General features: G+C 72.8%; 17 protein-coding genes. 16 read left to right on the plus strand and 1 reads right to left on the minus strand.

What is annotated here, in order from left to right:
* The first annotated feature begins 188 nt into the window (after positions 1-188).
* The 4 genes from IQ279_RS26785 to nusB all read left to right on the plus strand — a co-directional run bounded on the left by IQ279_RS26785 (position 189) and on the right by nusB (position 3,377).
* Positions 189-1,094, plus strand: coding sequence for an AAA family ATPase (locus IQ279_RS26785; protein ID WP_206351910.1), 906 nt, complete (start codon positions 189-191; stop codon positions 1,092-1,094).
* Positions 1,095-1,203: 109 nt separating this feature from the next.
* The gene (locus IQ279_RS26790) at positions 1,204-2,322 is read left to right on the plus strand and encodes an aminopeptidase P family protein (protein WP_206351911.1); all 1,119 of its coding nucleotides are present in this window, start codon (positions 1,204-1,206) and stop codon (positions 2,320-2,322) included.
* 57 nt (positions 2,323-2,379) lie between these two features.
* Positions 2,380-2,946 carry an elongation factor P gene (gene efp / locus IQ279_RS26795; RefSeq protein ID WP_206351912.1) on the plus strand — a complete coding sequence of 189 codons (567 nt, stop codon included), beginning with the start codon at positions 2,380-2,382 and terminating at the stop codon, positions 2,944-2,946.
* 2 nt (positions 2,947-2,948) lie between these two features.
* A complete protein-coding gene (gene nusB, locus IQ279_RS26800; RefSeq protein WP_206351913.1) occupies positions 2,949-3,377 on the plus strand; it encodes a transcription antitermination factor NusB in 429 nt (142 codons plus the stop codon).
* Positions 3,378-3,578: 201 nt separating this feature from the next.
* Here the strand turns inward: nusB and bldD are convergent, their stop codons facing one another.
* Positions 3,579-4,079, minus strand: coding sequence for a transcriptional regulator BldD (bldD, locus tag IQ279_RS26805; protein WP_206351914.1), 501 nt, complete (start codon positions 4,077-4,079; stop codon positions 3,579-3,581).
* A 266-nt stretch (positions 4,080-4,345) separates the two neighbouring features.
* Between bldD and pyrR the strand changes: the two genes are divergently transcribed.
* From pyrR to coaBC, 12 genes are all read left to right on the plus strand, one after another.
* On the plus strand, positions 4,346-4,939 hold the full coding sequence (pyrR, locus tag IQ279_RS26810; protein ID WP_206351924.1) for a bifunctional pyr operon transcriptional regulator/uracil phosphoribosyltransferase PyrR: 594 nt from the start codon (positions 4,346-4,348) through the stop codon (positions 4,937-4,939).
* 136 nt (positions 4,940-5,075) lie between these two features.
* Positions 5,076-6,113 (plus strand): aspartate carbamoyltransferase catalytic subunit, encoded by a 1,038-nt coding sequence (locus tag IQ279_RS26815; RefSeq protein WP_206351915.1) that lies wholly within the window; start codon positions 5,076-5,078, stop codon positions 6,111-6,113.
* 5 nt (positions 6,114-6,118) lie between these two features.
* Positions 6,119-7,405, plus strand: a complete 1,287-nt coding sequence (locus tag IQ279_RS26820; protein ID WP_206351916.1) for a dihydroorotase — start codon at positions 6,119-6,121, stop codon at positions 7,403-7,405.
* Complete coding sequence (locus IQ279_RS26825; protein WP_206351917.1) at positions 7,402-8,064, plus strand: PH-like domain-containing protein; 663 nt, start codon at positions 7,402-7,404, stop codon at positions 8,062-8,064. The genes IQ279_RS26820 and IQ279_RS26825 overlap by 4 nt, the downstream gene beginning before the upstream one ends.
* Positions 8,061-9,203 carry a glutamine-hydrolyzing carbamoyl-phosphate synthase small subunit gene (carA, locus tag IQ279_RS26830; RefSeq protein ID WP_206351918.1) on the plus strand — a complete coding sequence of 381 codons (1,143 nt, stop codon included), beginning with the start codon at positions 8,061-8,063 and terminating at the stop codon, positions 9,201-9,203. The genes IQ279_RS26825 and carA overlap by 4 nt, the downstream gene beginning before the upstream one ends.
* A complete protein-coding gene (gene carB / locus IQ279_RS26835) occupies positions 9,196-12,516 on the plus strand; it encodes a carbamoyl-phosphate synthase large subunit (protein WP_206351919.1) in 3,321 nt (1,106 codons plus the stop codon). The genes carA and carB overlap by 8 nt, the downstream gene beginning before the upstream one ends.
* A 116-nt stretch (positions 12,517-12,632) precedes the next feature.
* On the plus strand, positions 12,633-13,760 hold the full coding sequence (locus IQ279_RS26840) for a quinone-dependent dihydroorotate dehydrogenase (RefSeq protein WP_206351920.1): 1,128 nt from the start codon (positions 12,633-12,635) through the stop codon (positions 13,758-13,760).
* Positions 13,757-14,638 (plus strand): orotidine-5'-phosphate decarboxylase, encoded by an 882-nt coding sequence (gene pyrF, locus IQ279_RS26845; protein WP_206351921.1) that lies wholly within the window; start codon positions 13,757-13,759, stop codon positions 14,636-14,638. Before IQ279_RS26840 ends, pyrF begins: the two co-directional genes overlap by 4 nt.
* 302 nt (positions 14,639-14,940) lie before the next feature.
* Positions 14,941-15,264: an integration host factor gene (locus IQ279_RS26850; protein WP_093656674.1), complete on the plus strand. Its 324-nt coding sequence runs from the start codon at positions 14,941-14,943 to the stop codon at positions 15,262-15,264.
* Between the two features lie 38 nt (positions 15,265-15,302).
* Positions 15,303-15,860 carry a guanylate kinase gene (gene gmk / locus IQ279_RS26855; protein ID WP_206351922.1) on the plus strand — a complete coding sequence of 186 codons (558 nt, stop codon included), beginning with the start codon at positions 15,303-15,305 and terminating at the stop codon, positions 15,858-15,860.
* Between the two features lie 131 nt (positions 15,861-15,991).
* The gene (rpoZ, locus tag IQ279_RS26860; protein WP_093850766.1) at positions 15,992-16,264 is read left to right on the plus strand and encodes a DNA-directed RNA polymerase subunit omega; all 273 of its coding nucleotides are present in this window, start codon (positions 15,992-15,994) and stop codon (positions 16,262-16,264) included.
* Between the two features lie 180 nt (positions 16,265-16,444).
* Positions 16,445-17,665 carry a bifunctional phosphopantothenoylcysteine decarboxylase/phosphopantothenate--cysteine ligase CoaBC gene (gene coaBC / locus IQ279_RS26865; protein ID WP_206351923.1) on the plus strand — a complete coding sequence of 407 codons (1,221 nt, stop codon included), beginning with the start codon at positions 16,445-16,447 and terminating at the stop codon, positions 17,663-17,665.
* Positions 17,666-17,908 lie beyond the last annotated feature (243 nt).

The following is a 17,908-nucleotide window of genomic DNA, read 5'->3' on the forward strand; positions in this document are numbered from 1 at the left end:
TGCCCCGTACCGGTACGGGAGACTCCGACACGGGGCGGCACGGGGAGCGGGCACCACTTCGAACCGCCGACCGTTGACACGGCACCGGCCGGGGGAAGGTACCGTTCGGTGCCGGACGGACGAGGTGACGTCCGGCCGGGCCCACCGCGCCCGGCCGGCGCACCGGACGGAAACGGAGTTGGGACCGGATGCAGCAGTACGGGACGCAGCGGCCCGTCCCGCCCTCGGGCTCACCCCAGGGCCGCCCCCAGGGAAACCCGCAGGGACACCCACCACATCCCCATGCGCATCCGCGGTCCGCGGCCCACCCCGGCTGGAACACCCCTCACCCGGTCCCCCCGCCCCCGCCTCCCTCGCACCCGGCCCCGCCCGCGGCGCCTCCGGCCGGGCCGCCCCCGGCCTCCGCGCCCACCCCGGCCCCTCCGCCCCGGGCCCCGGACGCCACCGGCCACCTCCGGCTGCCGCCCGGCGCACCGGTGCAGATATCGGGCACCGCCGACCCGGCCGCCGGTCCCGTCACGGTGGAGGCCGCGCACACCGCCGCCGTCGCCGTCCTGCTGATAGGCCCGGCCGGCGCCGGCAAGACCACCGTCGCCCGGTACTGGGCGGACACCCGCCGCGTGCCCACCGCGCACATCAGCCTGGACGACGTCCGCGAATGGGTGCGCTCCGGCTTCGCCGACCCCCAGTCCGGCTGGAACGAGCACTCCGAGGCGCAGTACCGCCTCGCCCGCCGCACCTGCGGCTTCGCCGCCCGGAACTTCCTGGCCAACGGCATCTCCTGCATCCTGGACGACGCGGTCTTCCCCGACCGGCCCGTCGTCGGCCTCGGCGGCTGGAAGCGGCACGTCGGCCCCGGCCTGATCCCGGTGGTGCTGCTGCCCGGCCTGGAGGTCGTCCTGGAGCGCAACGCCGAGCGCACCGGCAACCGCCGGCTGTCGGACGAGGAGGTCGCCCGCATCCACGGGCGGATGGCCGGCTGGTACGGCTCCGGCCTGCCGATCATCGACAACTCCCGGCAGGACGTGGCCACCACCGCACGCCTGCTGGACGAGGCCGTGGCCCGCGCGCTCACCAGCCCGCCGAGCTGGTAGCGCACCCGCCCGGCCCGGACCGGTGGCGGGTACGACGGAGCGTCCGTACGGCGGGCCGCCCGGACGTGTCGGGACGCCCCCGAGCGTCACACTGCGTACGCTCGGGGGCATGTCCGAGGTGTACGTGGCCCGCCGCAGCCGACTGCGCGACCGCTGGACGGCGGCGGGCGGTGAGGCCGCCCTGGTCTCCCGGCCCGCCAACGTCCGCTATCTGACCGGCTGGTCCGCCCCCGGAGCGGTCCTGCTGCTCGGGGTGGACGGCCACGACACCCTGCTGAGCCCGGCCGTGCCCGTCACCGACGGACGCACCGGGCCACCGTGCTCCACGGGCGACCTGCACCGCACCGTCCTGCCCGGGGACGCGCCCGACCCGGCCGTCGCCGCCGCCGAACTGGCGGCGTCCCGGGCCGGGACCGAGCTGCTGGCGGTGGAGGAGCACGACCTCACCGTGGCCCGGCACCGGGCCCTGGCCGCGGCCGCGCCCCGGCTGCGCCTGGCCGACCTGGGCCGCGCCGTGGAGCAGCAGCGCCTGGTCAAGGACGAGGAGGAGCTGGCGGCCCTGCGCGTCGCCGCGGAGATCACCGACCACGCGCTCGGCGAGCTGCTGGAGTCCATCCTGGTCGGCCGCACCGAGCGCCATCTGGCGCTGGAACTGGAGAGGCGCCTGATGGACCACGGTGCCGACGGCCTCGCCTTCCCCACCTGCGTCGGCACCGGCCGCAACTCCGGTCTGCCCGGCCACCGGCCCGGGGACCGGCGGGTGGAGGAGGGCGACTTCCTGAGCGTGCGGCTGGGCGCCCGCTACCGCGGTTACCGCTGCCAGGTCGGACGTACCTTCGTCATCGGCCCGGCCCCCGCCGACTGGCAGATCGAGCTGTACGAGCTGGTCTTCGCGGCCCAGCGCGCCGGGCGGGAGGCACTGCTGCCGGGGACGGAGTACCGTGAGATCGACCGGGCCGCCCGCCAGCCGCTGGAGGCGGCCGGGTACGGTGACTTCCTGGAAGCGGGCACCGGGCACGGCGTGGGGCTGGAAATCGGCGAGGACCCTCGGCTGTCGCCCGCGGCCATGGGTAAACTGGACGCTTGTGTGCCGGTCACCGTCGAACCGGGGGTCCACCTCCCGGGACGGGGCGGCGTCCGGATCGATGACACGCTCGTCGTCCGCCCGCAGGCGGACGGCGGACCGGAGCTACTCACCATCACGACCAAGGAACTGCTCGCCCTGTGACACGGGGGCGTGGTCCTTCGGTCTTCCGCAGCAGCAGTCTCAGGAGATTCCGCGACCGTGGCCACCACGAACGACCTCAAGAACGGCATGGTGCTCAAGCTCGAAGGGGGCCAGCTCTGGTCCGTTGTCGAGTTCCAGCACGTCAAGCCCGGCAAGGGCGGCGCCTTCGTCCGCACCAAGCTCAAGAACGTGCTCTCCGGCAAGGTGGTCGACAAGACCTTCAACGCCGGCACCAAGGTCGAGACGGCCACCGTGGACAGGCGCGGCATGCAGTTCTCCTACAAGGACGGCGCCGACTTCGTCTTCATGGACACCCAGACCTACGACCAGATGCCCATCACCCCCGAGGTCGTCGGTGACGCCGCCAACTACCTGCTGGAGGGCCAGGAGTGCACGGTCGCCGTGTACGAGGGCAACCCGCTGTTCATCGAACTGCCCGCCGCCGTCGAGCTGGTCATCGAGTACACCGAGCCGGGTGTCCAGGGCGACCGTTCCACCGGCGGATCCAAGCCCGCCCGGCTGGAGACCGGCTACGAGATCGGCGTTCCGCTCTTCATCACCACCGGTGAGAAGATCAAGGTCGACACCCGCTCCGGTGAGTACCTCGGCCGGGTGAACAGCTAACCGTGGCAGCCCGCACCAAGGCACGTAAACGGGCCTTCCAGATCCTGTTCGAGGCCGACCAGCGCGACAGCGCCGTGACGGCCGTGCTGGCGGACTGGATCCGGCACGCGCGGACCGATGAGCGGCAGCCGCCGGTCGGCGAGTACACGATGCAGCTCGTCGAGGGGTACGCGGAGCGCGCGGACCGGATCGACGAGCTGATCGCCACCTACGCCGTCGGCTGGACGCTGGACCGGATGCCGTCGGTGGACCGCAACCTCCTGCGGCTCGGCGCGTACGAGCTGATCTGGGAGGACGACGTACCCGACGCGGTGGTGATCGACGAGGCGGTGCAGCTCGCCAAGGAGTTCTCCACCGACGACTCCCCGACCTTCGTCAACGGCCTGCTGGGCCGGCTGAAGGAACTCAAGCCGACGCTGAAGCGCGTCTGAGCGGTCCGGTCCGGGCGATCCGGGCCGGGTCCGCCGTATCCGGGAAGCGGTGAGGGGCCCGGGACACCCGACGGGTGTCCCGGGCCCCTCACCGTCGAGGATCCCCGGGCAACGGCGCGGAACGCGGCCGCCACCGGGAGCGGAACCCTTTGACGGGGTCCCGCCCGGTGGCGGTGCCGGCGGCGCCGCGGGGGGAGTGCCTCAGGCCTCCTCGTGCTGGACGGCGCGACGGGCGTCGGCGTCCAGCACACCCCAGTTGATGAGCTGCTCGGTCAGCACCGAGGGCGACTGGTCGTAGATGACGGCGAGAGTGCGCAGGTCGTCCTGGCGGATCGACAGCACCTTGCCGTTGTAGTCGCCGCGCTGGCTCTGGATCGTCGCGGCGTACCGCTGCAGCGGGCCCGCTTTCTCGGACGGCACGTGGGCCAGCCGCTCCAGGTCCAGAACGAGCTTCGGCGGCGGCTCGGCGGCTCCGCCCGGCGTGCTGCCCGGCAGCAGCTCCTGCACCGGGACGCCGTAGAAGTCCGCCAGCTCGGCCAGCCGCTGCACGGTCACGGCACGGTCGCCGCGCTCGTACGAGCCGACCACGACCGCCTTCCAGCGGCCCTGGGACTTCTCCTCGACACCGTGGAGGGAGAGCCCCTGCTGGGTGCGGATGGCGCGGAGCTTGGCCCCGAGCTGTTTGGCGTATTCGCTGGACATATGGCTCCCCGGAGGACGTCTTCGTAACTCACTGTGATGTTACGCAGCGTAATGTACGGCGTCAAGCCGGGCCGGTCCATACCGGGGGGTGCACGGGAGTCCCGGGCCCGCGCGCCCGTGCGGGGGCAGCCCCGGCGGGCGCCCGGAGCGGACGCCCCGGACAGCCCGTCCGGGAGGGCTGGTACCGTTGACGGCGCACCATCCGACGTCCTTTAAGGCCCGTCCCGTGAGGCGGGGAAGGAGGTCCGTTTACCGTGGACACATCCATGGGAGAACTGGACGGCAACGGTCCCGGCCCGGTCCGCCCCGTGCTGGAGGCACCGGACATCGCGCGGGTCCTCACCCGCATCGCCCACGAGATCGTCGAGCGCGCCAAGGGCGCCGACGACGTGGTCCTCCTGGGCATCCCCACCCGCGGCGCGCATCTGGCCAGGCGGCTGGGGGCCAAGCTGGAGGAGATCACCGGCCGCCCGCTGCCGGTCGGCTCGCTCGACATCACCATGTACCGCGACGACCTGCGGATGCGCCCCGCCCGTGCCCTGGCCCGCACCGAGATCCCGGCCGAGGGCGTCGACGGGCGCCTGGTCGTCCTGGTCGACGACGTGCTCTTCTCCGGCCGCACCATCCGGGCCGCGCTCGACGCGCTCGGCGACATCGGCCGCCCCCGCGCCGTGCAGCTCGCGGTCCTGGTCGACCGAGGCCACCGCGAACTGCCGATCCGCGCCGACTACGTCGGCAAGAACCTCCCCACGTCGCTGCGGGAGACGGTCAAGGTCCGGCTCGCCGAGGAGGACGGCCGCGACGGCGTGCTCCTGGGCGAGCGCCGCGAGGCGGAGGCCGCCCCGTCCGGCGAGCGGTAGCGTCCCCGCTCCCCTTCCGGGCCTCCTCACCCACCCCGCACCCCGCGCCGTTCCCGCCCTCCCGGGCCCGGCGGCCCCGCGGCCGCGTCCGCGTGTCCGCACGCCTTGAAACCTCCACACACCGGAGCACATCCAGATGCCGCTCTTCCCCGGGGGCAACCCCCGGACTTCCGGTCACCTGATCTCGGCCGCCGACCTCACCCGCGACGACGCCGTGCGCATCCTCGACACCGCCGAGGAGATGGCGCGCCTGGCCGACCGCCCGATCAAGAAGCTGCCCGCGCTGCGCGGCCGCACGATCGTCAACCTCTTCTTCGAGGACTCCACCCGCACCCGCATCTCGTTCGAGGCCGCCGAGAAGCGCCTGTCCGCCGACGTCATCAACTTCGCGGCCAAGGGATCCTCGGTCTCCAAGGGGGAGTCCCTCAAGGACACCGCCCAGACCCTGGAGGCGATGGGCGTGGACGCCGTCGTCATCCGGCACGGAGCCTCCGGCGCCCCTTACCGCCTGGCCACCTCCGGATGGATCGACGCCGCCGTCGTCAACGCAGGCGACGGCACCCATCAGCACCCCACCCAGGCGCTGCTCGACGCGTTCACCATGCGCCGCCGCCTGATCGGCCCGGACGCCGGGCTCGGCCGGGATCTGGCCGGCCGGCGGATCACGATCGTCGGCGACATCCTGCACAGCCGGGTCGCGCGCTCCAACGTCGACCTGCTGAACACCCTGGGCGCCCAGGTCACCCTGGTGGCACCGCCCACCCTGCTGCCGGTCGGCGTCGAGGGCTGGCCCTGTGAGGTCTCCTACGACCTGGACGCCGTGCTGCCGAAGTCCGACGCCGTGATGATGCTGCGCGTCCAGCGCGAGCGGATGAACGCCGCCTTCTTTCCCACCGAGCGCGAGTACTCCCGCCGCTACGGCCTCGACGTGCAGCGCATGGAGCGGATGCCCGGACACGCCGTCGTGATGCACCCCGGCCCGATGGTCCGGGGCATGGAGATCACCGCCGAGGTCGCCGACTCCGGACGCTGCACCGTCACCGAGCAGGTCGCCAACGGCGTCTCGATCCGCATGGCCGTCCTGTACCTGCTGCTCGGCGGCTCCGAGCACGCGGGTGCCCCCGGCAGCACCGCGGGGACCGCCGACACCACCGCCCGTAGCGAGGAGAAGTGACACCCATGAGCAAGACCCTGATCCGCGGCGCGAAGGTGCTGGGCGGCCGGGCGCTGGACGTCCTGATCGACGGCGAGACCGTCGCGGCCGTCGGCGCCGGCCTGGACGCCGACGGCGCCCGCGTGGTCGAGGCCGGCGGGCAGATCCTGCTGCCGGGCCTGGTGGACCTGCACACGCATCTGCGCGAGCCGGGCCGCGAGGACTCCGAGACCGTGCTGACCGGCACCCGGGCCGCCGCCTCCGGCGGCTACACCGCCGTGCACGCCATGGCCAACACCTTCCCCGTCGCCGACACCGCCGGCGTCGTCGAGCAGGTCTGGCGGCTGGGACGGGAGTCCGGCCACTGCGACGTACAGCCGGTCGGCGCCGTCACCGTCGGCCTGGAGGGTAAACAGCTCGCCGAGCTGGGCGCGATGCACGAGTCGGCCGCCTCGGTGCGGGTCTTCTCCGACGACGGCAAGTGCGTGGACGACGCGGTGATCATGCGCCGGGCGCTTGAGTACGTCAAAGCCTTCGACGGCGTCATCGCCCAGCACGCCCAGGAACCCCGCCTGACCGAGGGCGCCCAGATGAACGAGGGCACGGTCTCCGCCGAGCTGGGCCTGGGCGGCTGGCCGGCCGTCGCCGAGGAGTCGATCATCGCCCGCGACGTGCTGCTGGCCGCGCACGTCGGCTCCCGGCTGCACATCTGCCACCTGTCCACCGCCGGATCGGTGGAGATCGTGCGCTGGGCCAAGTCCAAGGGCTGGAACGTCACAGCCGAGGTCACCCCGCACCACCTGCTGCTCACCGACGAGCTGGTGCGCTCCTACGACCCGGTCTACAAGGTCAACCCGCCGCTGCGCACCGAGGCCGACGTGAGGGCCCTGCGTGAGGCGCTTGCCGACGGCACCATCGACTGCGTCGCCACCGACCACGCCCCCCACCCCCACGAGGACAAGGACTGCGAGTGGGGCGCGGCCGCCATGGGCATGGTCGGCCTGGAGACCGCGCTCTCCGTCGTCCAGCACACGATGGTGGAGACCGGAATGCTGGACTGGGCCGGCGTCGCCGACCGCATGTCCTTCCGGCCCGCGGCCATCGGGCGGCTGGCCGGCCAGGGGCGGCCCGTCTCGGCTGGTGAGCCCGCCAACCTCACCCTGGTCGACCCGGCATACCGTGGAACGGTGGATTCCGCACGTTTCGCCTCCCGCAGCCGCAACACCCCCTACCAGGGACGCGAGCTGCCGGGCCGCGTCACACACACGTTCCTGCGGGGCAGGGCGACAGTCATGGACGGAAAGCTCGTATGAACCTCTCACCGGTACCGATCGCCATCCGCTTCGCCGCGGCGCCCGAGTCGCGGCAGGTCACCGACTGGGCGCCCCGGATCGCCTGGGTGATCGGCCTTCTGCTGTTCGTCGCCCTGGTGTACTGGCTGATGAGGGAGGGCTGGAAGTGGCGCTCGGTGCTCCAGTCCGACCTCCCCGAACTGCCCCAGGCACCCGCCGCCCCCGGTGAGCCCAGGCTGACCATGACCGGCCGCTATCACGGCTCCACCGCGGCCGGGCAGTGGCTGGAGCGGATCGTCGCCCACGGCCTGGGCGCCCGCAGCCGCGCCGAGCTCACCCTCACCGAACAGGGCGTGCACGTGGTGCGGCCCGGGGCGAACGACTTCTTCATCCCGGCCGGCAGGCTGCGCGGCGCCCGGCTCGACAAGGGCATCGCCGGCAAGGTCCTCACCGAGGACGGCCTGCTGGTGATCACCTGGGAGCACGGCGACCGCCTGCTGGACTCCGGCTTCCGCTCCGACCGCGCCGCCGAGCACGCCGCCTGGCTGGAGGAGCTGCGCACCATGTCCGGCGGCGGCCCCGGCACGGCCGGCGCACCCGGCGCCTCCGGCGCCGCCGACGAACCCCACGGCACCACCGACGCTGCCGCCACCACGCACCACGAGGAAGGCGCACGATGACGACCTCCGCCCGCAAAGCCTCCAGGGCGCCCGCCGTACTGGTCCTGGAGGACGGCCGAACCTTCCGCGGCCGCGCCTACGGGGCCGTGGGCGAGACCCTCGGCGAGGCGGTGTTCTCCACCGGCATGACCGGCTACCAGGAGACCCTGACCGACCCCTCCTACCACCGGCAGGTGGTCGTCATGACCGCCCCGCACATCGGCAACACCGGCGTCAACGACGAGGACCCGGAGTCGAAGCGGATCTGGGTGGCCGGCTACGTGGTGCGCGACCCCGCCCGCGTGCCCTCCAACTGGCGCTCGGTGCGAACCCTGGACGAGGAGCTGACCGCCCAGGGCGTCGTCGGCATCAGCGGCGTCGACACCCGGGCGCTCACCCGCCATCTGCGCGAGCGCGGCGCGATGCGGGTCGGCATCTTCTCCGGCGACGCCATCGCCGACGAGGCCGCGATGCTGGCCAGGGTCAAGGCCGCCCCCGAGATGACCGGCGCCGACCTGTCCGCCGAGGTCGCCACCACCGAGGCGTACACCGTCCCGGCGATCGGCGCCAAGCGGTTCACGGTCGCCGCGGTCGACCTGGGTATCAAGGGCATGACCCCGCACCGGATGGCCGAGCGCGGCATCGAGGTCCACGTGCTGCCCGCCACGGCCACGATCGAGGACGTCTACGCCGTGGAGCCGGACGGGGTGTTCTTCTCCAACGGCCCCGGGGACCCCGCCACCGCCGACCACCCGGTCTCCCTCATGAGAGGGGTGCTGGAGCGCTCCACCCCGCTGTTCGGCATCTGCTTCGGCAACCAGATCCTCGGCCGCGCCCTGGGATTCGGCACCTACAAGCTCAAGTACGGCCACCGCGGCATCAACCAGCCCGTGCAGGACCGCCTCACCGGCAAGGTCGAGGTCACAGCGCACAACCACGGCTTCGCCGTGGACGCCCCCCTGGACGCCCCCAGCGACACCCCCTACGGGCGCGCCGAGGTCTCCCACGTCTGCCTCAACGACGGAGTGGTCGAGGGCCTGCGCCTGCTGGACCGCCCCGCGTTCAGCGTCCAGTACCACCCCGAGGCGGCGGCCGGGCCGCACGACGCCGCGTACCTGTTCGACCGCTTCGTCTCCCTGATGGAGGGCCAGCGTGCCTAAGCGCACCGATATCCGTTGCGTCCTGGTCATCGGCTCGGGCCCGATCGTCATCGGGCAGGCCGCCGAGTTCGACTACTCCGGCACCCAGGCGTGCCGGGTCCTCAAGGCCGAGGGCCTGCGGGTGGTCCTGGTCAACTCCAACCCGGCCACGATCATGACCGACCCGGAGATCGCCGACGCCACCTACGTCGAGCCGATCACCCCGGAGTTCGTCGAGAAGATCATCGCCAAGGAGCGCCCCGACGCCCTGCTGCCCACCCTGGGCGGCCAGACCGCGCTCAACACCGCCATCTCCCTGCACGAGGCGGGCACCCTGGACAAGTACGGGGTGGAGCTGATCGGCGCCAACGTCGAGGCCATCCGCAAGGGCGAGGACCGCGACCAGTTCAAGGAGGTCGTGGAGGCGGTGCGGGGCAAGATCGGGCACGGCGAGTCCGCCCGCTCGGTCATCTGCCACTCCATGGAGGAGGTCCTGGCCGGCGTCGACGAGCTCGGCGGCTACCCGGTCGTGGTGCGGCCCTCCTTCACCATGGGCGGCGCCGGCTCCGGCTTCGCCCACGACGAGGACGAGCTGCGCCGCATCGCCGGCCAGGGGCTGGCGCTCTCCCCGACCACCGAGGTGCTCCTGGAGGAGTCCATCCTCGGCTGGAAGGAGTACGAGCTGGAGCTGATGCGCGACAAGCACGACAACGTCGTGGTCGTCTGCTCCATCGAGAACTTCGACCCGATGGGCGTGCACACCGGCGACTCCATCACCGTCGCCCCGGCGATGACGCTCACCGACCGCGAGTACCAGACGCTGCGCGACATCGGCATCGCCGTCATCCGCGAGGTCGGCGTCGACACCGGCGGCTGCAACATCCAGTTCGCGATCAACCCCGCCGACGGCCGGGTCATCGTCATCGAGATGAACCCGCGCGTCTCGCGCTCCTCGGCGCTGGCCTCCAAGGCCACCGGCTTCCCGATCGCCAAGATCGCCGCCAAGCTGGCCGTGGGCTACACCCTCGACGAGATCCCCAACGACATCACCGAGCAGACCCCGGCCTCCTTCGAGCCCACGCTCGACTACGTGGTGGTCAAGGTCCCGCGCTTCGCCTTCGAGAAGTTCCCGGCCGCCGACTCCACCCTCACCACCACCATGAAGTCGGTGGGCGAGGCGATGGCCATCGGCCGCAACTTCCCCGAGGCGCTGAACAAGGCGCTGCGCTCGCTGGAGAAGAAGGGCAGCCAGTTCGACTTCGCCACCCCGGTGGCCGGCCTGGGTGACAAGGACGAGCTGCTGGCCGCCGCCCGGCGCCCCACCGACGGCCGGATCAACACCGTCATGGCCGCCATCCGGGCCGGCGCGAGCCCCGGGGAGGTCTTCGAGGCCACGAGGATCGACCCCTGGTTCACCGACCAGCTCTTCCTGGTCAAGGAGATCGCCGACGAGCTGGCCGAGGCCGGCCGCCTGGCCCCCGAACTGCTGGCCGAGGCCAAGCGGTACGGATTCTCCGACGCCCAGATCGCCGCGATCCGGGGCCTGCGCGAGGACGTCGTCCGCGAGGTGCGCCACACCCTGGGGGTGCGTCCGGTCTACAAGACGGTCGACACCTGCGCCGCCGAGTTCGCGGCCAGGACCCCGTACTTCTACTCCTCCTACGACGAGGAGAGCGAGGTCGCCCCGCGCACCAGGCCCGCGGTGATCATCCTCGGCTCGGGCCCCAACCGCATCGGGCAGGGCATCGAGTTCGACTACTCCTGCGTCCACGCCTCCTTCGCGCTGCGCGACGCCGGCTTCGAGACCGTGATGGTCAACTGCAACCCCGAGACCGTCTCCACCGACTACGACACCTCCGACCGGCTGTACTTCGAGCCGCTCACCCTGGAGGACGTCCTGGAGATCGTCCACGCCGAGCGGCAGGCCGGCCCCGTCGCGGGCGTCATCGTCCAGCTCGGCGGCCAGACCCCGCTCGGGCTGGCCCAGGCGCTCAAGGACAACGGCGTCCCCGTCGTGGGCACCTCCCCGGAGGCCATCCACCTGGCCGAGGACCGCGGCTCCTTCGGCCGGGTGCTGGTCGAGGCCGGGCTGCCCGCGCCCAAGTACGGCACCGCCTTCTCCTTCGCCGAGGCCAAGGAGATCGCCGCCGGGATCGGCTACCCGGTGATGGTCCGCCCCTCCTACGTGCTGGGCGGGCGCGGCATGGAGATCGTCTACGACGAGGCCTCGCTGGGGGACTACCTCACCCGCCACGCCGGCCTGGTCTCCGAGCACCCGGTGCTGATCGACCGCTTCCTCGACGACGCCATCGAGATCGACGTCGACGCGCTCTACGACGGCACCGAGCTCTACCTCGGCGGCGTGATGGAGCACATCGAGGAGGCCGGCATCCACTCCGGCGACTCCGCCTGCGCCCTGCCGCCGATCACCCTGGGCGGTCACGACGTCAAGCGGCTGCGGGCCTCCACCGAGGCCATCGCGCGCGGCGTCGGGGTGCGCGGGCTGATCAACATCCAGTTCGCGCTGGCCGGGGACATCCTCTACGTCCTGGAGGCCAACCCGCGCGCCTCGCGCACCGTCCCCTTCACCTCCAAGGCCACCGCCGTGCCCCTGGCCAAGGCCGCCGCCCGGATCTCGCTGGGCGCCACCATCGCCGAACTGCGGGCCGAGGGCCTGCTGCCGGCGAGCGGCGACGGCGGCACCCTGCCGCTGGACGCGCCGATCTCGGTGAAGGAGGCCGTGCTGCCCTGGAGCCGCTTCCGCGACGTCCACGGCCGCGGCGTGGACACCGTGCTCGGCCCGGAGATGCGCTCCACCGGCGAGGTCATGGGCATCGACTCGGTCTTCGGCACCGCCTACGCCAAGTCGCAGGCGGGCGCGTACGGCGCGCTGCCCACCAAGGGCCGGGCCTTCGTCTCGGTGGCCAACCGCGACAAGCGCTCGATGATCTTCCCGGCCCGGGAGCTGGTCGCCATGGGCTTCGAGCTGCTGGCCACCTCCGGCACCGCCGAGGTGCTGCGCCGCAACGGCATCGACGCCACCGTGGTGCGCAAGCAGAGCGAGGGCGAGGGGCCGAACGGGGAGCGGACCATCGTCCAGCTCATCCACGACGGCGAGGTCGACCTCATCGTCAACACCCCCTACGGCACCGGGAGCCGTCTGGACGGCTACGACATCCGCACCGCCGCGGTCGCCCGCTCCGTGCCCTGCCTGACCACGGTCCAGGCGCTGGCCGCCGCCGTGCAGGGCATCGAGGCCACTTCACGAGGGGAGGTCGGGGTCCGCTCCCTGCAGGAGCACGCGGAACACCTGACAGCCGCCCGCGGTAAGTGACCAGGGGTGAGGGGGACGCCGGCAGCGGCGTCCCCCTCACCGCGAGCGCACCCGCAGCACCCCGCCACCGGACCTCGCCGCCGGATCCCGTACCGCCCGCCGCACGGAAGACCCGCATGTACCCCCTGCTGTTCCATCTGATCCTCAAGCGCCTGGACCCCGAGAGGGCGCACCACCTGGCGTTCGCCCTGATCCGGCTGGCCGCCCGCGTCCCCGGCCTGCGCCACCTCGTCGCGGCCGTCGCGGCCCCGGGCCGGGCGCAGGCCCGCGCCCTGGCAACCGAGGCCTTCGGCCTGCGGATGCGCGGCCCCTTCGGGCTGGCCGCCGGCTTCGACAAGAACGCGGTCGGCATCGACGGGCTCACCATGCTCGGCTTCGACCACGTCGAGACCGGCACCGTCACCGCCCACCCCCAGTCCGGCAACCCCGCACCCCGGCTGTTCCGCCTGGTCGCCGACCGGGCCCTGGTCAACCGCATGGGCTTCAACAACGACGGCTCCGCCGCCGTGGCCGCCCGTCTGGCCGGGCGCCGGGCCGTCTTCCCCGCCACCGTCGGCGTCAACATCGGCAAGACCAAGGTCACTCCCGAGAGCGAGGCCGCCGACGACTACGCGCTCTCCGCCTCCCGCCTGGCCCCGTACGCCGACTACCTCGTCGTCAACGTCTCCTCGCCCAACACCCCCGGCCTGCGGAACCTCCAGGCCACCGAGCGCCTGCGCCCGCTGCTGGCGGCCGTGCGCTCGGCCGCCGACGACGCGGTGCCCGGCCGCCGCGTCCCCCTGCTGGTCAAGATCGCCCCCGACCTGGCGGACGAGGACGTCGACGCGGTCGCCGACCTCGCCGTGGAGCTGGGCCTGGACGGCATCATCGCCACCAACACCACCGTCGCCCGCGACGGCCTGGGCCTGACCACCGGCCGCGCCGAGATCGAGGCCGCCGGCGCGGGCGGGCTGTCCGGTGCGCCGCTGAAGGACCGTTCCCTGGCCGTGCTGCGCCGCCTGTACGCCCGCGTCGGCGACCGCGTCACGCTCGTCGGCGTCGGCGGGGTGCGGACCGCCGACGACGTCTGGGAGCGCATCCTGGCCGGGGCCACCCTCGTCCAGGGCTACAGCGCCCTCGTCTACGAGGGCCCGCTGTGGTGCCGCCGAATCCACCGGGGCCTGGCCGCGCGCCTGGCCGCGAGCCCGTACGCCACCCTCGCCGCGGCCGTCGGCGCAGACACCCGGAAGGTGACCTCCCGATGACCGTTCCGCAAGCCCCGCAGCCCTCCGGGGCCGCGCAGGCCCCCGGCGCTCCCGAGCCGTTCGGCGCCCGGCTGCGCCGCGCCCTGGACGACCGGGGCCCGCTGTGCGTCGGCATCGACCCGCACACTTCGCTGCTGGCGGCCTGGGGCCTGGACGACGATGTGGCGGGCCTGGAGCGGTTCACCCGCACGGTGGTGGACGCCCTCGCCGACCGGGTCGCCGTCCTCAAGCCGCAGTCCGCCTTCTTCGAGCGCTTCGGCTCGCGCGGTGTCGCCGTCCTGGAGAGGGCGATCGCCGACGCGCGCTCGGCCGGCGCCCTGGTGCTCACCGACGCCAAGCGCGGCGACATCGGCTCCACGATGGCCGCCTACGCCGCCGCCTACCTGGATCCGGGCAGCCCGCTGTTCTCCGACGCCGTCACCGTCAGCCCCTACCTGGGCTTCGGTTCGCTGCGCCCCGCCCTGGACGCGGCGCGGGCGGCGGGTTCGGGCGTCTTCGTCCTGGCCCTGACCTCCAACCCGGAGGGCGCCGAGGTGCAGCGGGCCACCGCCGGGGGCGGTGCGTCGGTCGCCCAGACGGTGCTGGACCACATCGCGCGGGAGAACGCCGGGGCCCACCCGCTCGGCCCGGTCGGCGCGGTGGTCGGCGCGACGCTGGAGGAGGCCGGCGCGGACCTGGCTGTCAACGGCCCGCTGCTGGCGCCGGGGCTGGGAGCCCAGGGTGCCACCGCGGCCGACCTGCCGAGGGTCTTCGGCGGCGCGGTGCGCAACGTGGTGCCGAGCATCAGCCGGGGAGTCCTGGGCCGCGGGCCTTCTCCGCAGGCCCTGCGGGAGGCCGCGGCCAGGGAGGCCGACGCCCTGCGGGAGGTCCTGGGCTGATCAGCCGGGGCAGAACCGGAGGGTCCGGAAAAACCGGGGCACCCTGCGGAATCGACCCTTCAGCCACACCCTTTTGTCTGGAAAAGTCCAGGTCGGCTCAAGTCTGACCTGGACTTTTCCCCCGTTCTCGCTGACTCGGACGCGATGGGCCGCTAGTCTCCGACGAGAGCACCGCGAATTCCGGGGTCCTCGCAGGTCCGGGGGCGCCGGGGGACGTGTTGCTCGTTGCTCCGCAGGTGCGGGGCCACTAGGTTCCTCACCGACCAATATCCGACCAGTTCGACATCCGAGGTGACGTAGGCGTGGCTCTTCCGCCCCTTACCCCTGAACAGCGCGCAGCCGCGCTCGAGAAGGCCGCCGCGGCTCGCCGGGAGCGCGCCGAGGTCAAGAACCGACTCAAGCACTCCGGCGCCTCGCTCCACGAGGTCATCAAGCAGGGCCAGGAGAACGACGTCATCGGCAAGATGAAGGTCTCCGCCCTCCTGGAGTCCCTGCCCGGCGTCGGCAAGGTCCGGGCCCGCCAGATCATGGAGCGGCTCGGCATCTCCGAGAGCCGCCGGGTGCGCGGTCTGGGATCCAACCAGATCGCCTCCCTGGAGCGTGAGTTCGGCGGCGGTTCCGCCTGACGTTTCCGGGCCTGCCTGGGAACCGGGATAATCGCCGTATGAGTGAACGTCCGCGACTGACCGTGCTCTCCGGCCCCTCCGGGGTCGGCAAGAGCACGGTCGTCGCTCATCTGCGCAAGGTCCATCCGGAGATCTGGCTCTCGGTGTCCGCCACCACCCGCAGGCCGCGCCCCGGCGAGCAGCACGGTGTCCAGTACTTCTTCGTGGACGACGAGGAGTTCGACAAGCTGGTCGCCAACGGCGAACTGCTGGAGTGGGCCGAGTTCGCGGGCAACCGCTACGGCACTCCGCGGCGGGCCGTGCTGGAGAGGCTGGAGGCGGGAGAGCCGGTGCTCCTGGAGATCGACCTCCAGGGGGCGCGGCTGGTCCGTGAATCGATGCCCGAGGCACAGCTCGTCTTCCTGGCCCCGCCCAGCTGGGACGAGCTGGTCCGCCGCCTCACCGGCCGCGGCACCGAGTCCCCCGAGGTCATCGATCGGCGGCTGGCCGCGGCCGGGGTCGAGCTGGCCGCCGAGTCGGAGTTCGACGTGACCCTGGTCAATACCTCCGTCGAGGACGTCAGCCGCGAGCTGCTAGCCTTGATGAAGGTTTCGTGATCGTCGCCGGAATCGTCACCGGAGGGCCGGGCAGGACAGCCGCCGGAATCCGGGACACCGGCAGGAGACCTCCCGTACCGAGGTCCGGCCGGATCACTGCCCGTCTTATCCACCGCAGCGGAAGGTAGAGCGTGTCCTCTCCCATCAACACGCCCGAGGGCATCATCAACCCGCCGATCGATGAGCTGCTCGAAGCCACCGACTCGAAGTACAGCCTGGTGATCTACGCCGCCAAGCGCGCGCGCCAGATCAACGCCTACTACTCGCAGCTCGGCGAGGGCCTGCTGGAGTACGTCGGCCCGCTGGTGGACACCCACGTCCACGAGAAGCCGCTGTCGATCGCGCTCCGCGAGATCAACGCGGGTCTGCTGACCTCCGAGGCCGTCGACAACCCGACGCAGTGAGGCCCCGGCCGCCCGCGGCGGCCGGCCGCACGAACGGCATCACCACCTCCATGGGCCCGGCAGCGCGGCTGCCGGGCCCATGGTGTGTCATGGGTACCGGCGGAAGCGTCCCCGACGCGCCCGCCGCCGACGCGCGACAGTGAGCGGCCGACGGGCCGCCGAGCCGGGGAGAGGCGAGGGATGGACAGGTCAGACAGGCCCAGGGTGGTCCTGGGTGTCAGCGGCGGCATCGCCGCCTACAAGGCGTGCGAGCTGCTGCGGAGGCTGACGGAGTCCGGCCACGACGTACGGGTGGTGCCGACCGGGTCGGCGCTGAGGTTCGTCGGCGAGCCCACCTGGGCGGCTCTGTCGGGCAACCCCGTGACCACGAGGGTGTGGGAGGACGTCCACGAGGTCCCGCACGTGCGCATCGGGCAGGAGGCCGATCTGGTCGTCGTCGCGCCCGCCACCGCCGACACCCTCGCCCGGGCGGCCCACGGACTCGCCGACGACCTGCTGACCAACACCCTGCTCACCGCCCGCTGCCCGGTGGTCTTCGCGCCCGCCATGCACACCGAGATGTGGGAGCACCCCGCCACCGCCGAGAACGTGGCCACCCTGCGCCGCCGCGGCGCGGTCGTCATCGAGCCCGCGGTCGGACGGCTGACCGGCAAGGACACCGGCAAGGGGCGCCTGCCCGACCCCGGCGAGATCTTCGAGGTCTGCCGCCGGCTGCTGGCCCGCGGCTCCGCGTCCGGGCGCGACCTGGCCGGGCGGTACGTCGTGGTCAGCGCGGGCGGCACCCGCGAACCGCTGGACCCGGTCCGCTTCCTGGGCAACCGCTCCTCGGGCCGACAGGGCTACGCCCTGGCCCGCACCGCTGTGGCGCGCGGCGCGCGGGTGACCCTGGTGGCCGCCAACACCTCCCTGGCCGATCCCGCGGGCGCGGACGTGGTGCCGGTGGGCACCGCCGTGCAGCTGCGGGAAGCCGTGCTGAAGGCCGCCGAGGACGCGGACGCCGTGGTCATGGCCGCGGCGGTGGCCGACTTCCGGCCCGCCCTTTACGCGCAGGGGAAGATCAAGAAGCGAGAGGGGCGGGAACCGGAGCCGGTCGCCCTGGTCCGCAATCCCGACGTCCTGGCCGAGCTCTCCGCCGCCCGCACCCGCCCCGGGCAGGTGGTCGTCGGCTTCGCGGCCGAGACCGACGACGTCCTGGCCAACGGCCGGGCCAAGCTCGCCCGCAAGGGGTGCGACCTGCTTGTCGTCAACGAGGTCGGGGAGGACAGGACCTTCGGCGCGGAGGAGAACGAGGCGGTCCTCCTGGGCTCGGACGGCAGTGAGACACCCGTGCCGCACGGCCCCAAGGAGGACCTCGCCGACACGGTGTGGGACAAGGTCGTCCACATGCTGAACGCCGGGTGAGACCGGAGGCGGGAGGCCCGCACGGCCGTGCCACCAGGGTCGCGGGCCCCCGCCCGGCACGGCCTCTCCCCTTCGCGGGAGCCGTGTGGCACGTTGGTCGTGTGTCGGAGTGCGAGACGTCCTGGCGGATCCGCGATGAGCTGCGGATAAACTGACGGCGGACCGCGCTCGGGCCAGCCCGACGACCGGATCCGCACACCAAGTCAGCCAGCAGCCGCTGCAAACCCAGGGAGCGATGTGTCC

Origin of the sequence: Streptomyces verrucosisporus (genome assembly GCF_017114865.1) — a bacterium.
GTDB classification, from domain to species: domain Bacteria; phylum Actinomycetota; class Actinomycetes; order Streptomycetales; family Streptomycetaceae; genus Streptomyces; species Streptomyces fenghuangensis.

Excerpts from the sequence above, each read along its gene's own strand:
- IQ279_RS26785 (WP_206351910.1), top strand. The coding sequence starts at position 189 with ATGCAGCAGTACGGGACGCAGCGGCCCGTCCCGCCCTCGGGCTCACCC.
- IQ279_RS26790 (WP_206351911.1), top strand. The coding sequence starts at position 1,204 with ATGTCCGAGGTGTACGTGGCCCGCCGCAGCCGACTGCGCGACCGCTGG.
- bldD (WP_206351914.1), bottom strand. The coding sequence starts at position 4,079 with ATGTCCAGCGAATACGCCAAACAGCTCGGGGCCAAGCTCCGCGCCATC.
- pyrR (WP_206351924.1), top strand. The coding sequence starts at position 4,346 with ATGGGAGAACTGGACGGCAACGGTCCCGGCCCGGTCCGCCCCGTGCTG.
- IQ279_RS26815 (WP_206351915.1), top strand. The coding sequence starts at position 5,076 with ATGCCGCTCTTCCCCGGGGGCAACCCCCGGACTTCCGGTCACCTGATC.
- IQ279_RS26820 (WP_206351916.1), top strand. The coding sequence starts at position 6,119 with ATGAGCAAGACCCTGATCCGCGGCGCGAAGGTGCTGGGCGGCCGGGCG.
- IQ279_RS26825 (WP_206351917.1), top strand. The coding sequence starts at position 7,402 with ATGAACCTCTCACCGGTACCGATCGCCATCCGCTTCGCCGCGGCGCCC.
- carA (WP_206351918.1), top strand. The coding sequence starts at position 8,061 with ATGACGACCTCCGCCCGCAAAGCCTCCAGGGCGCCCGCCGTACTGGTC.
- IQ279_RS26840 (WP_206351920.1), top strand. The coding sequence starts at position 12,633 with ATGTACCCCCTGCTGTTCCATCTGATCCTCAAGCGCCTGGACCCCGAG.
- pyrF (WP_206351921.1), top strand. The coding sequence starts at position 13,757 with ATGACCGTTCCGCAAGCCCCGCAGCCCTCCGGGGCCGCGCAGGCCCCC.
- gmk (WP_206351922.1), top strand. The coding sequence starts at position 15,303 with ATGAGTGAACGTCCGCGACTGACCGTGCTCTCCGGCCCCTCCGGGGTC.
- coaBC (WP_206351923.1), top strand. The coding sequence starts at position 16,445 with ATGGACAGGTCAGACAGGCCCAGGGTGGTCCTGGGTGTCAGCGGCGGC.